The 15,648-nt window shown below is 41.0% G+C and carries 11 protein-coding genes; 5 read left to right on the forward strand and 6 right to left on the reverse strand.

The window, feature by feature from the left end:
• Positions 1-138: 138 nt before the first annotated feature.
• The gene (locus HLH18_RS07340) at positions 139-786 is read left to right on the forward strand and encodes a class I SAM-dependent methyltransferase (protein WP_171546352.1); all 648 of its coding nucleotides are present in this window, start codon (positions 139-141) and stop codon (positions 784-786) included.
• Positions 787-802: 16 nt separating this feature from the next.
• A complete protein-coding gene (locus HLH18_RS07345; RefSeq protein WP_171546310.1) occupies positions 803-1,261 on the forward strand; it encodes a hypothetical protein in 459 nt (152 codons plus the stop codon).
• A 108-nt stretch (positions 1,262-1,369) separates the two neighbouring features.
• Here the strand turns inward: HLH18_RS07345 and pta are convergent, their stop codons facing one another.
• From pta to HLH18_RS07365, 4 genes are all read right to left on the reverse strand, one after another.
• Positions 1,370-3,511 (reverse strand): phosphate acetyltransferase, encoded by a 2,142-nt coding sequence (gene pta, locus HLH18_RS07350; RefSeq protein ID WP_171546311.1) that lies wholly within the window; start codon positions 3,509-3,511, stop codon positions 1,370-1,372.
• Positions 3,512-3,567: 56 nt separating this feature from the next.
• The gene (locus HLH18_RS07355) at positions 3,568-4,788 is read right to left on the reverse strand and encodes an acetate/propionate family kinase (RefSeq protein WP_171546312.1); all 1,221 of its coding nucleotides are present in this window, start codon (positions 4,786-4,788) and stop codon (positions 3,568-3,570) included.
• A 312-nt stretch (positions 4,789-5,100) separates the two neighbouring features.
• Positions 5,101-5,502 (reverse strand): hypothetical protein, encoded by a 402-nt coding sequence (locus HLH18_RS07360; RefSeq protein WP_131290333.1) that lies wholly within the window; start codon positions 5,500-5,502, stop codon positions 5,101-5,103.
• Between the two features lie 122 nt (positions 5,503-5,624).
• Positions 5,625-6,890: a glutamate-5-semialdehyde dehydrogenase gene (locus tag HLH18_RS07365; RefSeq protein ID WP_171546313.1), complete on the reverse strand. Its 1,266-nt coding sequence runs from the start codon at positions 6,888-6,890 to the stop codon at positions 5,625-5,627.
• A gap of 302 nt (positions 6,891-7,192) precedes the next feature.
• On the opposite strand from HLH18_RS07365, the gene HLH18_RS07370 reads away from it, so the two are divergent.
• Complete coding sequence (locus tag HLH18_RS07370) at positions 7,193-8,524, forward strand: alpha/beta fold hydrolase (protein ID WP_171546314.1); 1,332 nt, start codon at positions 7,193-7,195, stop codon at positions 8,522-8,524.
• A 32-nt stretch (positions 8,525-8,556) separates the two neighbouring features.
• Here HLH18_RS07370 and HLH18_RS07375 read toward each other — a convergent pair whose 3' ends face one another.
• Both HLH18_RS07375 and nagZ read right to left on the reverse strand, forming a co-directional pair.
• Positions 8,557-9,414, reverse strand: coding sequence for a class I SAM-dependent methyltransferase (locus HLH18_RS07375; protein WP_171546315.1), 858 nt, complete (start codon positions 9,412-9,414; stop codon positions 8,557-8,559).
• A gap of 182 nt (positions 9,415-9,596) precedes the next feature.
• Positions 9,597-10,619, reverse strand: a complete 1,023-nt coding sequence (gene nagZ / locus HLH18_RS07380) for a beta-N-acetylhexosaminidase (protein WP_171546316.1) — start codon at positions 10,617-10,619, stop codon at positions 9,597-9,599.
• A 200-nt stretch (positions 10,620-10,819) separates the two neighbouring features.
• Between nagZ and HLH18_RS07385 the strand changes: the two genes are divergently transcribed.
• Together HLH18_RS07385 and HLH18_RS07390 are read left to right on the forward strand one after the other, a co-directional pair.
• Positions 10,820-13,018, forward strand: a complete 2,199-nt coding sequence (locus tag HLH18_RS07385) for a carboxy terminal-processing peptidase (protein WP_171546317.1) — start codon at positions 10,820-10,822, stop codon at positions 13,016-13,018.
• 478 nt (positions 13,019-13,496) lie between these two features.
• Entirely contained in the window at positions 13,497-15,566 is a 2,070-nt protein-coding gene (locus HLH18_RS07390; protein ID WP_171546318.1) for a bifunctional diguanylate cyclase/phosphodiesterase, read from the forward strand.
• The last annotated feature ends 82 nt before the right edge of the window (positions 15,567-15,648 follow it).

The raw sequence follows: 15,648 nt of genomic DNA on the forward strand, positions 1-15,648 counted from the left end.
CTTCAAATCTTCAAATCTTCAAATCTTCAAATCTTCAAATCTTCAAATCTTCAAATCTTCAAATCTTCAAATCTTCAAATCTTCAAATCTCGATCTAAATCTGCGTATACTCTTTTAAAGAATACGAAACTGTTGATGATGAAAAGTCAGTCTGAACTTGCGCAAAATATTATTGAAATTTATAAAAAACATGCACGTGTATGGACAGAGTTGCGTGGTCAATTTCTTTATGAAAAAGCATGGCTCGATCATTTTCTTTCACTTCTTCCAGAACATTCAACAATCCTTGATTTGGGCTGTGGTTCAGCGAAACCTATTGCAGCCTATTTAATTGCACAGGGTCATTCAGTGGTCGGTGTCGATAGTTCCGAGGTCATGATTGAAATGGCACAACAAAATTTTCCTCAACAGCGCTGGATTCAGGCAGATATGCGTCAGATAGATTTAGGACAAAATTTCCAAGGCATTTTGGCTTGGGATAGTTTTTTTCATTTGACTCCAGATGATCAGCGAGCGATGTTTTCAATATTTCAACAGCATACCAAGCCGGGAGCTGCATTGATGTTTACTAGTGGTCCAAGTCATGGTGAAGTGATAGGGGATATGTTTGGCGACGCTTTGTATCATGCCAGTTTATCGTCAGATGAATATCGACAATTATTAAAAGCTCATGGTTTTGAAGTGGTGAAGATGGTCACCGAAGACAAGGAGTGTGCAGAGCATACCGTATGGTTGACAAAGAAAATTGATGAGAACATTCTAAATAAAATGTGGAACAATAATTAAATAAAGAGCAGTTGGTATGATTAGAATATTATTAGGCTACATAACTTTTGGCTTGTTATATTTATTTGTTAAGTTTTGGCCGATTTATTTAGATAAGCCTTTTGATAAAGCACTCCATCTATACTGGAATCTAAAGATATTAGATCAGCCGTTGAAAGTAAGCTCAATATTTCCTTATAGTGATACCGTTTGTATATTAGGACCTTATCAAAGTCTCACTGATCCGAAATACCATAAATATTTTTTGAAAAAAATACTCAACGATAACCAAAAGTATTTGGAAAAAACACCCTCTTATCCCGATCAGAGTCTTTACCTAGTAGGCTTTAGAGACAATAAAATTCAGCAAATTTTTAGGTCAAGTTTTTTTGACGCTAACAGTAAAATTCCCTGTATAAAATCTGATGGAAATATTTCTCTCGTTAAAACGAATGATCCAGCTATAAGAAAGATAAGAGTCGCCTTAACCGATTAATTTCAGCTAAATCATCAGCTATTTAAAATAATGGTTGTTATATGGAATCCGCATAAAAAAACCACCCAATTTTTCAATCAGGTGGCATGGAGAACTTGATTTTAAGCGTTATTGAGCAGCTTGTTGCTCTGCCTGAATCGCAGTCAAAGCAATCGTGAACACGATGTCATCTACCAATGCCCCACGTGACAAGTCATTCACCGGTTTATTTAAACCTTGCAACATTGGTCCTACACTCACCACATTCGCAGCACGTTGTACGGCTTTGTAAGTGGTGTTACCGGTATTTAAGTCAGGGAAAATAAACACATTGGCACGACCGGCAACAGGTGAACCAGGTGCTTTCGATTGACCTACACTTTCAACTGATGCAGCATCGTATTGAAGTGGACCATCAATCAGCAAATCAGGACGACGCGCTTTAGCAATGCGTGTTGCTTCAGCCACTTTCTCTACATCTGCACCTGTACCAGAAGTACCAGTGGAGTAAGAAATCATGGCAATACGTGGGTCAATACCAAAGGCTTTTGCTGAGTCTGCAGATTGAATTGCAATTTCAGCCAGCTGTTCAGCATCCGGATCAGGATTGATTGCACAGTCACCGTAAACGTAGACTTCATCTGGCAACAACATAAAGAACACAGAGGATACTAGTGAGTAATCAGGTGCAGTCTTAATCAGCTGGAATGCAGGACGAACTGTATTCGCAGTGGTGTGTACAGCACCAGAGACCAGTCCATCAACTTGATCGAGAGCAAGCATCATGGTACCGAGTACAACGGTATCTTGCAGTTGTTCACGTGCCTGTAATTCGTTAATTTTACCTTTGCGCAATGCCACCATCTTTTCAACGTAATTGATACGAATCAGATCCGGATCGATAATTTCAAGATCATGCGGTAATTCGATATTACGTGCTTTGGCAACCTCAATTACAACTTCAGGTTTCGCTAATAACACACAGTGTGCGATACCACGCGCTTGGCAAATTGCAGCCGCTTGAATGGTACGTGGTTCATCACCTTCAGGCAGGACAATACGTTTTTTCGCCGCAATTGATTTTTGAACCAATTCGTGGCGGAAAGCAGAAGGGGATAAACGTGGTTTGTATGAACCATTCAGGATTTGTACCAGCCAATCCAGATTAATGTGACTGGATACGAAACGCGTCACCTGTTCTGCACGTTCAGTATCATCGACTGGAATTTCATTACTTAAATTTGACAAGCTTTGAGCAGTTTCAAAGGTGCTTAATGAAGTATGCAGAATCGGTAGGCCATTTTTAATTGCAGCTTGGCAGAATTCTAGAACAGTTGCATTCGGTTCATGGCGTTCTGTCAACACTAATCCTGCTAGGGGAATACCATTGCAACTTGCCAAACTACTTGCCAATAAAACATCAATACGGTCAGATGCGCTAATGATCAGTTCACCAGCTACAAATTTCTTCAGTTCATGTTCAATATTTGAAGCAATTAAACTGCTGTGTAACACACGACGCTGTGATGCTTCACCCTTGTTAATCCATTCTGCTGAAATATGTGCTGCCAGATCAGAGATGCGCGGAACACTCAGGGTGTTACTAAACGGCACTAAACCAATCACTGGAAGATGTTCAGAACCAATATGCGCATGGGTTTTTTGAATCGCTGCAACAAATTTATTGGTGTCGCTAATTAAGCGGATACTTGGATCAAGCGTGACAGGAATTTGTGCAGAATCTTCTGGCAAACCTTTGGTGCGCATAAAGAGTACACCTGCAGTGCGGTCATTGGCAGCACCGCCTAAATGGCGTAATTGCGTATCCACTTTGTCGGCAGTCGCGACAGGGTTATTCACATCTGCATTGCTCACCACAATGACTTGGGCATCCAAGGCTTTGGCTAAAGTTGCATTAAATTCTGCTGCAAAAGCATCGCGACTGGTCGGGACTAAGCCCATCACAATAATGACATCATGCTGTTTTGCAATTTGGCGATGCAGGCGTACAGCCTCTTCAAGTAACTCATCACTTTCACCCAGACTCAGTCGCTGGATGAGATTTTCATAAGCAATCGGTTCAACCGTTTCGCTTTTGGATAAATGACGATACAGTGCTGTTGTACCATCTATTTGCTGATTTTTTTCTTGTGAAAAAGGTTTAAGAAAACCGGCTTTCACACCTTGGCATTCCAAAGCGTAAACTAGGCCTAGACTGGCTGAAGTTAATCCTACGCCTTCCCCGGTTGGAACTAATAAAATTGTTTTCATAGCTTGATTCTAAATAAAAAGGATTCAATGATGAGCATCATAAAATGTGCGATGGCTTAAGCCATCGCAACATCAGCTTCAAACTTTTTTGCAGCGAATTGACTCACCTCATTCACAACATGCTCAGTTTCTTGCGCGATGCGACCTTCTTCATCAGTAGGAACAACCCAGATTTGCGGACCTGTACCTGCATCGATACGGCCTTCCGTTCCGCGTTTCAAGTTGTCGTTTTGTTCTTTGCTTAAGTTGAAACCGAAATGAGGTAAGTAAGCCATGGTTTTTTCGCGGATATAAGCCGAGTTTTCGCCAATACCACCGGTAAAGAACAGACCATCAAGACGTGGCAAGCCACAGCTTAAAGCAGCCAGAGATTTAGCCAGACGGTAGCAGAATACTTCAATCGCAATCGTGGCATCTTCATTGCCTTGTTGTGATGCTTCAATCAGGGTACGCATGTCATTTGAAAGATTGTCTGATAAACCGAGCAAACCACTTTCTTTGTTAAGCATCTTGTCAATTTTGTAGAGATCCCAGCCAAGGTTAGCAGCCAGGAAGCTGTGTAAACTTGGATCGACATCACCGCTACGGGTGCCCATAACAATGCCTTCAAGTGGAGTTAGACCCATAGAGGTATCCACACTTTGACCATTCCAGATTGCGCAAGTCGAGCTACCGTTACCTAAATGTGCTGTTAACCAGCCACCTTGTTTAAAGCTGCCTGCCAGTTCTGAACCGCGTTCAGATACATAGGCGTGACTGGTTCCGTGGAAACCGTAACGGCGGACATTGTGTTCGGTATATAAGAATTTTGGTAATGCATAACGGAAAGCATGTTCCGGCATAGTTTGGTGGAACGCCGTATCAAATACCGCCACTTGTGGTAGGTCTGGGAAAAGACGTTTGGTGGCTTCAATACCCACTAAATGTGCAGGGTTGTGCAGCGGTGCAAGTGGTGTTGCTGTACGGATTTTTTCAATAATATCATCAGTCAATAATTCTGCTTTGGTGAGCGTGCCACCATGTACAATACGATGACCAATTGCGTCAGGTTTATAATTAGCTAAACGCTCTAAACCTACTTCTAACGCTTCTTTATGATCAGCATTCGGAATACGGATATCAACAGGTTCATTGCCTACAGTCACACCTTTAATCCGCGCTTCAGGCGTACCCAAGTTTTCAGCCAAACCATGGATGCGGAATTCTTGATCTTCAAGCAATAATGCAAATTTAATCGATGAAGAGCCGCAATTGATGACGAGTACTGATTTAGGCATGACGTATTCCTTAACTAAAAATTATCGTACTTGAATTGTTGTATTACCCCTGATCGTTGATATTCATTTTGCTAGGCATCATCCGATCTGTTTAATAGTTGTACCATGTTGGTTTTTATAGCCACAAGCTAGACTTTAGGAGATTAGACTTAAGCACTATCGACCAGTAGGATAATAATAATTAAAATTTATCAGCTGATAGATTTCATTTATTAATAAAATAGTACTTAATTGTAAAGTATGTCTTTGTATGAATTTTAAACATAGCATGCACGATCAATTTTGAGCAGGATATAAGTGTAGTTTTAATGCTTAGTTTTGATACTTTATTTCTGACCAACGTACGATCACATAAGCAATCAGTGCCACCATAAAAAACACCAGCATCATCCAGGCCAAGCCTTGTAGGGTTTCAATAATCGTCCGATAAATTTCCAGTACCCAGCGTTCCTGTGTCAGCTCGATGACAATTTTTTTGTCATTCTCGGTGTAGGTCAGGGGCGTAATGTATTTTTCCATATCGTAAATACGAATCCCGGAAGATGTACCCACGACCATGCCTGCAAATTTGGTGTATTTTGCCCATGCTTCATGAATCGGATCGTTAATAATTCGAGCCAGAATTTGATTGATAGAATGGGAAAAAATTTTCATTACGGTAAAGGAAACCAGTAATGCCAATACAAAGGTGCAGATCATTAAATAATAAAACATCGCATTTTCCTTTTTATGGTTATTTTTATCATCTTATGAAATTTAGCTTAGAGATATTGTAGTGGCTATGTTCAGCCTCATTTTTGAAGCTGAACACGGAATGCTTTTATTGATTGCAGGATTTATTGGCGAATTTGACCATCACCAAAGACGACCCATTTTTGCGAAGTCAGACCTTCAAGACCTACAGGACCACGGGCATGAATCTTGTCAGTTGAGATCCCAATTTCTGCACCCAAACCATATTCAAAACCATCTGCAAAACGCGTAGAAGCATTAATCATCACTGAGCTTGAGTCTACACGGGCCAAGAACTGGCGCGCAAGAGTATAGTTTTCAGTAATGATGGCATCGGTATGATGTGAACCATATTTGTTGATATGGTCAATCGCCTCATCAATCCCGCTGACAACTTTAACAGCCAAAATTGGGCCTAAATATTCGGTGTACCAATCTTCTTCGCTGGCAGGTTTCACAGTTGAACCTAAAATGCGCTGTGTTTCGCGACAGCCACGCAGTTCAACCTGTTTTTCTGCATAGAGTTCAGCAATGTTAGGCAAGAATTCTTCAGCGACTTTCTCATCCACCAACAGGGTTTCCATGGCATTACATACGCCATAACGATGTGTCTTGGCATTCAGCGCAATCGGTAAAGCCTTTTGCAAATCGGCTTGTGCTTCAACAAAGACATGACAGTTGCCATCTAGGTGTTTAATCACTGGAATACGTGCTTCATTACTTACACGTTCAATCAGCCCTTTGCCTCCACGTGGAACAATCACATCCACATATTCAGACATGGTAATCAGATGACCGACCGCTGCACGGTCAGGCGTGTTAATGACTTGTACTGAAGTTTCAGGTAAACCCGAAGCTTTTAAACCATGTTGAATCGCTTCAGCAATGGCTTTATTCGATTCCAGTGCTTCAGAACCACCACGCAGAATAATGGCATTGCCAGACTTTAACGCAAGAGAGGCAGCTTCAAGGGTCACATTCGGACGTGATTCATAAATCATGCCGACGACACCTAAAGGTACACGCATTTTACCGAGTTGAATTCCGGAAGGGCGGAAGGCTAAATCGGTGATTTCCCCAATTGGGTCAATCAGGCTCATCACATCTTTTAAACCATGCAGCATGCCTTTAAAGCGTGTGGGGGTAAGTTCTAAGCGATCAAGTAATGCACTGTCCAAATTGCTGTTACGACCTTTGGTCATATCCATTTGGTTCGCAGCTAAAATTGCAGCTTCACTGTCTTCTAAAGCAGTGTAAATTGCAGATAAAGCATTGTTTTTTGTTTGGGTAGAAGCGCTTGCTAACACGCGAGAAGCTTGGCGTGCCTGTTGTCCTACCGTTTGCATATATTGTTCAATTGAATCTTGCATAGCGGTTGATCACTTAGAAATTACACCTTCGATAGTAACAGTCTGGAACAAGACAATGAAGCATCTATCTGGAAAATTTTTTTGAAACTTTTCAAGCAATTCATATTTGGAAATTGTTTTATTTGTAAATTTAGATAAGTGGTCATGGAATAAGTTGCGTGTCAAATCATCCTCTGTATAGAATAAAAAATAATGACATTGATGTCTGATAATTAAAGCAAATGAATGGATGCAGTGTAGCGCAGAAATTCTATATTTATTTTCTTGCAAAATAACAATAAGGCAAGAATGGAGGAAGGGATATGAATTCCATGATCCAAATGGACTCGGAAGTACAAGAATCAAACACGAGTTTTGGCTTTTTTGATCTTTACCACAGAAACAGTTTTAAAGAGCCTGCACGTACAACGTGGATCAATGGCTGGAAAATTGAATATATGGCGATTACTCAACCTGAAACGATTCACAATACTCCAATCGTCATTATTGGCGGGGCATTTCAAAATTTCAACTCTTATAAATATTGTGTAGAACAGTTGCTCAGTGCAGGTCCAATCATCCTCATTGATTTACCGTCTATGGGCGCAAATCAGCAAATTACCAATCGGGATACCGGTGTTTCTGCAGGAACTTTGGAGTTGCCGGATTTGGCATGTATGCTCGGTGAATGGCTGGATATAGAAAATTTGTCCAAAGTTTCAGTAATGGGGATGTCGCTAGGTTCCGTGGTCGCTTCAGGCTTGGCACATCAACGCCCTGAATTGATTGACCGCATGATTCTGATGGGCGTGATGCAAAAAACTCGTAAAAGCTGGCGCATGTTGCTAGAAGAATCCTTACATTTAATGAAAGAACAACGCATGGACGAATTTGGTCAAGCGGTGATTTTGTATTTGGTCAATCATGCCAAAATTGATCAAACCAAAATGTCACCCACTGCAAAACGTTTATTCTTTAAGCAGATGGCTGAATTTACTGCAACCGAGCAAGACCGTTATGAAATTAACTGTAGCCGTTTACTGCGTTTAACGGACGTGCCAATTCCTGAATGTAAAGTACTGGTCGCATGTGGGCAATATGACAGTTTTACCTTGCCTCATGAAAATGCCAATTTTGCCTTGCAATGTCCAGACATGGAATTTGCCATGATCGCCAATGCAGATCATGTACCGCAATTACAGCGCCGTAAGGAAACCATGAATTTGTTTGCAACGTTCTTGCAGGGTCAATCGATTCATACTGTGGAAGGGATTATCCCGATGACACGTGCACAGTTACTGACCTTAGAGCGTCGCGGTGAAGAACGTATTGCAGTACAAAGCCCAATGACTTTATTGACCCATCGTCATTCAGAGTTGCAATTGCCCACTCATATTATTGATCTAAATTTCTTTGGGGTTTTACTTGAATTTGCTGAAGGTCTAACTGCAAAAGTTGAGCAATATCCACGTGATTTGGCTTTGCATCTGGAAGATGAAGAAGGTCAATTCAAGATTGAATGTTTGATTTTTGCCGTAGACTCAACACAAATTCGCGCCTTATTTAAACATGGCAGTTTTGAAGTGGCAGAACGCTTATTGCGTTATGTACAACGACAAAAAGAAGCGATGCTGGTACTGGAATCAGTCAGTTAGGTGCTTCCTTGTCAAGATGAAAACAGCGTTATTCAACGCTGTTTTTTTTTGCTCGCATGAATCATCCACACCAAATCCCCGAGGTGTTCATCGCCAGGTGACTCATTCGTCGGCTGGTCTTGAAAATACTGTTGAGGTTGAACAACCGTGATATTTTCAAAACCTGCTTGCTGGAAAAAGTCTTGTACTTGTTGAGGATGCGTAAAATGAAAACTAAATGCACTCTTGGACATCCATTTCAGTAATTTACTGCTGGCCCAAATAAAATTGGCCAATTTGTTTTTGACTGGTTCTGGATAAATATCGGTCAGGTAATGCAGTTCTTTAAAGTCCTGACCGTAATGTGTAATCGCTTGCAGCAATTGCAATAGCATGTCTTTGTTGAAGTAGTTAATCAAACCTTCACTAATCACCACCAAGGGACGATTCGGATCAAATACGTGAAAAGCCTGCTCAAAATCAGCAGTGAATAAATCCACCGATAAAACTTCCGGACTATTGGCATCAATCTGTTTTAGAGCTTGGTTTTTGACTTTTGCCATACCGGGTAAATCAAGTTCGCGATAATCAATGTGGGGATATTTTTGGCGAAAGTTCCAACCGCGTGGTGATAAACCACAGGCGATTTCAAGCACCTGTAAATCCGGGTGTTGCTCAATCAGTTGGCTGAGATGCTGATCAATCATGCGATGCCTTTGTTTTAGCGTGGTACGCATACTGCCACCAACAAATTTTTCAGCCCAACTTTCTAAAGGGTGAACCAGTTTGGCGAGCATTTTCCCTTTAGAGGTTGCAAAAACAGGGTGTGAAATCCCCATGGTGTACCAAATATAGCCGGTGTAATGTGCAGTAAATGAAATGTGTCGATGTTCTGAAAGCTGTTGTGTCATGTCATCCTGACCTGTGTATTTTTGTAGTTTTAAATGTATAAGTGAGTGTTTGATAGGCTTCTTATATGACTGATTCATATCTTTTAAAAGTTAATATCAGCAACTATGTACAAGAAGTCTCTGACTTTATTTTTAATGATCATAAAGAAAAAGGAACACCTTGTCGTGTTCCTTTTGTCGCATTAATTCAATGAATTTTTAAAGTTTTCGATCGTATCGCGGACTTTTTGCCATTCATTACCCAAGTCCAGTGTTTCGCCAACCGTAATTTCTGGGATTTGACCGCGCATACGCTCCAAACGCTCTTGATTAGGTAAAGGCAAGTCACGAATCCCTTCTAAAGCAAGACAAGCCGCTGAACGGTCATTACACACCAGACCCATGTCGCAACCGGCTTTGAGAGCAGCTTTAATACGTGCATCTGCACCACCTGCAACACAAGCGGCCTGCATGGTTAAATCATCGGAAAACAGCACGCCGTCGAAGTTCAATTCTTGACGTAAAATCTTTTGAATCCAGTACGGCGAGAAACCGGCAGGGTTGGGATCTACCTGATCGTAAATCACATGTGCTGGCATGAGTGCATCCAGTTGTGGCATCAGCTGAATAAAAGTCTGCATATCCTTGTTGTAGATTTCATCATAAGAACGTGAATCGACGGGTGCTGCCACGTGTGAATCTGCTTTAACTGAACCATGACCCGGGAAATGTTTGCCGGTATTGGCCATGCCTGCACGTTTCATGCCTTTCATAAAAGCACTGGCAAGCGGGACAATATCCTGAATATTTTTGGCAAATCCACGATCGCCAATCACATCGCTGACATCGTTTAAGTCCAATACTGGGGCAAAACTAAAGTCGATACCAACAGCGAGGACTTCAGTTGCCATCAGCCAACCGCATTGTTCCGCTAAATCAACCGCTTTTTCAGGTTCGGTTAGATAGAGTTCACCCAAACGACCCATGGCAGGAAGCAAGGTAAAACCCTGTCTTAAACGCTGTACGCGACCGCCTTCCTGATCCACCGCAATTAAAATATCGGGTCTTATATGACGCATATGATCTGTTAAAGCACGAACTTGTTGTGGTGATTCTATATTTCGAGCAAATAAAATCATGCCACCTACTTGCGGTGTTCGTAATAGTTCAATATCTTCTTGAGTAAGTTCTGTGCCAGCGATGTCTAGCATCAATGCGCCAATCATATCGGTGTCCGTGTTGGAATTTTATAAAGAAAAAACAATACCCGAATTCTGCAATGATTTGCTACATTTTGACAGTACAGAATATGATAAAACTACACGACATACACATATTAAGTTGTTTAAGATTTTGAATATACTGCATTCATGTTGAAAAATGACGTTGGAATATTGGTCAAAGACCAAGGAAGTAAGAATTATTTATGAAACTTCAGACATTAGCTTGTGCAGTTGCAATTGCGACTGGAGGGTTTTTCTTTACTCATGTAGTAAACGAGGCAATTGCTGCAAATACGACTGTTGCAGTTTCTCAATCTATACAGCCAACGCAAGAACAAGCGCTGGTATCACGCCAACTGGCGACTTTGGTTGACCGTCAGCATTATTTAAATCAGCGTTTAGATGCGGCTACCTCTAATCGAATTCTTGATTTTTATTTAGATAGCCTAGATGCAGATCATTCATTATTTTTAGCCCCTGAAGTTGAACAATATAAGAAAAATTATGGTGCCAATTTTGGTGCTGCACTAAAAGCCGGGGATTTATCGGGTCCATATTTAATTCATGCCCAATATCGTGAACGTTTAAAACAGTTTTATCAGTTCATGTTGGCTGAGTTGAAAAAGCCGCAAAACTTGAAACAAACCAACGTCTATATTGATACTGATCGCGAAAAAGCACCTTATTTCAAGTCCGCAGCAGAACAACGTGCACATTGGCAAAAAATGCTGGTGTCGCAACTCATCAACTTAAACATTAGTAAAGAAGAAGAGTCTGCGAAGCAAAAAGCGTTAAAAGCTGATCCTGCTTTAGCCAATGGACAGGATTTAGCCAGCCCGGAAGATTTGACCCCAGTTCAAACCTTGACCAAGCGTTATACCCGTCAACTTGAACGAATTAGCCGTGTTAAAAGTGATGATGTCTTAGACAAAACTTTAAATGCGATGATGTTGACCTATGATCCGCACAGTAACTATTTCCCGCCTGTAGATGCAATGGAATTGAACCGTCAAACCACCTTGCAATTAGAGGGGATTGGGGTTTCGATTCGCCCTGAACGCGGTAATGAGGATTACACCAAGATTGAAACCATCGTCGAAGGTGGTCCGGCCAGTAAGTCCGGTCAGATTAAATCGGGTGATCGTATTATCGGTGTTGCGCAAGACGGCGAAAAAATGGTCGATGTCATCGGCTGGGCAAGTAACGAAGTGGTCGGTTTAATCCGTGGTAAGCGTGGAACCAAAGTCAGCCTGCGTTTACTGGGTGCCGGTGCATCAATGAGTCAGGCACGTACCGTGAGTTTGGTTCGTGATGTGATTCAGGAAGAAGATGCCGGTGTACGTTCACGTACGGTTGATATTAAGCGCGATGGTAAAAACTATACCTTTGGTGTGATTGAAATTCCATCGTTCTATTTAAACTATCGTGCGCGCCGTGCAGGTACCGATTATCGCTCGGTTTCTGAAGATACCAACAACGCTTTAAAAGCTTTGGCTGCGAAAAATGTGGCAGGGATTATTATTGATTTACGTAATAACCCGGGCGGTTCACTTGAAGAAGTTGCACGCATGTTGGGTCAGGTGATCAAGTCAGGTCCAGTGGTGCAAATTCGTGATGGTAGTGGCAATGTCAGCGTGTTTGAAGATGATGATGGCGGTGCACAAACCTATGCAGGTCCACTTGCAGTTATGGTGAACTTGGCGTCAGCATCAGCCAGTGAAATTTATTCTGCGGCCATTCAGGATTATGAACGCGGTATCGTGATTGGTAGTACCACTACCGGTAAGGGTACAGCGCAAGTTCAACTGGATACTTTGGCACATGGTCAAGCCACCTTAACGCAACGTAAGTTCTATCGTGTTACGGGTGGTAGTACCCAAAATAAAGGCGTAGTGCCTGACATCAAACTGGTGGATATCTACAATGAAGAGTTTGGTGAACGTAAAGCCAAGAATGCCTTGAAATGGGATACCATTCCAACTGCACCATTCAAGCGTGAAGGTTCTGTACAACCATATGTGCAAAATCTGGCGCAAATGTCACAGCAACGCGTAGTGGTTGATCCGCAATTTAAATATTTAGAACAACGCAAAGCGATTGCCAAAAAAACTGAAGAGCAAAAACGGGTTGTTCTTGATATTGATCAGCGTAAAGCGGAGTTAAATGCGCTGGAACAAAAAACTTTAGAGGCAGAGAATCAACGTCGTGCGGTGACAGGTCAAAAACCTTATGCCAATTGGGAAAGCTACCAGGCTTCTATGGATGCATTGATTGAGTCACGTGCAAAAATGAAGGCAACTCAAAGACCTTATTTACCTGAAGAAGAAGCGTTTGTCACAGAGTCTGCCAATATTTTATTGGATTATGCGAAATTACAATCTGCTAAAGCTGCTGCAAACTAAGTTTAAGCATTACGCGTTATCCCTTTAAATATGCAAAAAGCCAGTCAGTTCATCTGACTGGCTTTTTATTTGTCTGTGTATTGGTGGTTTTGAATTTGAAATAGCTCATTTAAAAATAAAGGGATAGGCAACAAGATGTAATGCATCCGATTGGACTTTTGCTTGTCATTGGCCGCCAGATTTTTTACCAGCACTGAGTTCTATGGGAAAATATGGAATGCCTTGAACCACAGGAAATATGAACAGTGTGGGGATAATGATCAAAAGTTTGATCTATCTTTAATTAATTAAATAAATAAATTAGTAAAAAAATGAATAGAGTAATAATCACTTGACCAAAATAGAATAGTATTAGATGCTTGTTTTAATTGATTGTTTTTATAAGTACTCTTTAATGAACGAAAAACTTTTGTGAAAGGATAAATGGTATTAATAACGTGGATTAAAACAAGAAAGATAACCTATATGGAAGCTTAATATGGCTCATATAAATTATGATCTTAGTCTCGTGGTAGGTTCAATTATTGTTGCTGTTTTGGGCTGTTATTTTGCAGTGTCGATTGAACAATCATTATTCCGTGGCTTAGGTCAGAAATATGAAAAAATTCTTCTTGTTATAAGTGGTTGCATGTTGGGTGCTGCAATTTGGTGTATGCACTATATGGGGGTGCTCGCCTGTGATTTACCTGCTGAGTATTCTTTTGACTACGGCCTTACTTTCCTTTCTTATGTGATCGCGTTTATCGCATCTACCTTTGCGGTTTGGCTAACCACCCGAGCAACCTTACCATTTTTACGTCTTGTTTTAGGCGCGATCCTGATGGGCTTGGGCATTGCAGGGATGCACTATACCGGAATGATGGGTTTGATCGTTGATCAACATCAAATTTATTATGATCCACACTTAACCATTTGTTCAGTCTTGATTGCCATTATTGGTTCTGGTTTAACGTTTTGGCTGACCTTTAAATATAAAAAGGCAGTACATAAATTACCGCATATTAAAACCTCTATTGTTTTCATGATGGCACTCACCATTGTGGGTATGCACTATACGGGTATGGCCTCTGCCGCTTTTTATGCGATTGATGCGAATCCACTGGTTTCAAATGATAAAACTGGACAAGGGTTAATTTTATTTAGCATCATCTTTGTAAGCAGTTTAATCCTGGTTGCTGCATTCACCGTAGCTTTATTAGAACTACGCTTGGAAGCGCGCAATAAACAGCTTTCTAAAGCCAATCGTGAGCTTGCCAATCAAGCCGTCCAAGATAATTTAACCAAGTTGCCGAATCGTTTATTCCTGGCTGAATATTCACATTTGCTATTTACTGAGCATCGTTATCGAGATGATAAAATTGCATTTCTTTATATTGATTTAGATCGCTTTAAGGCAGTAAATGATGTATTTGGTCATCATGTGGGTGATCAATTGCTGGTGCAACTCGCTACACGCATTCAGCGCATACTCACAGAAAAGGAAAAACTTCTTCGTATCGGTAGTGATGAATTTTTGATGGTGCTCGAAAGAGCAAGCATTGAACAGGCGATTGAAAAGTCAGAAAAAGTATTGCGGCTGATCCAAGACAGTTTCTTGATTGCCGGCAAAGAGATTAATATTTCCAGTAGTATCGGCATAGCGATGTATCCAAATCATGGAAATAATTTACAAGATTTGCTGATCAATGCCGATGCTGCAATGTTGATGTCTAAATATCAGGGCAGAAATACCTATTCGGTGTTTAATTACAGTGTTGATCAACAAGAAACCAAAAGCCAGACCAAGTTGATCAATGATTTGTACAAAGCGGTTGAAGAGCAACAATTTATTCTATTTTATCAACCTAAATTTACCACCAACAGCCATGAAGTTTGTGGTGTGGAAGCACTGATCCGCTGGAATCATCCCAGCTTGGGACTGTTGACCCCGAATATGTTTATCGATGGTGCTGAAAAAACCGGACTCATTATTCAAATGGGCTATTGGGCACTTGAGCAAGCATGCAAGCAGATTCAGATTTGGGAACAAAATGATTCAAATTATTTCCCGCTCGCTGTGAATTTATCTGCAGTACAGTTTGAACATAAGCATTTATTTTCAACCCTTGAGCGCTTATTTGATAAGTATCAAATTCATCCCAATCATTTAGCCATTGAAATTACTGAATCTACCGCGATGCATCATATTGATGCCAGTATTCGCAGTTTTGAGCGCCTGCGTCAGATGGGTATCAAACTGGCGATTGATGACTTTGGAACCGGCCATTCCAGTTTCTTGTATTTAAAGAATTTGCCTGTAGATGAATTGAAAATAGATCGAGAGTTTATTCGTGATCTGTGCATGGGTTCAAAAGATGAAATTATTTTGGAAAGTATTATCCAGTTAGCGATTAAATTGGGTTTGGTGGTTACCGCGGAAGGGGTGGAAACGCCAGCGCAGGCAGACATCTTGACCCGTTTAGGTTGCCAGCAATTGCAAGGATATCTGTTAGGAATGCCGGTGAATGTTGATCGATTGGAAGAGAGCAGATACGCGCTGCCTATTTAAGCTTGCTGAGCTTTGAACAAGTTTAGTTCATTTCAAAAGTTTGATGATCTGCTACAATATCGCCAAATTTTTATATTGATCA

The sequence above is a fragment of the Acinetobacter sp. ANC 5414 genome (assembly GCF_013004295.1).
Classification (GTDB): domain Bacteria; phylum Pseudomonadota; class Gammaproteobacteria; order Pseudomonadales; family Moraxellaceae; genus Acinetobacter.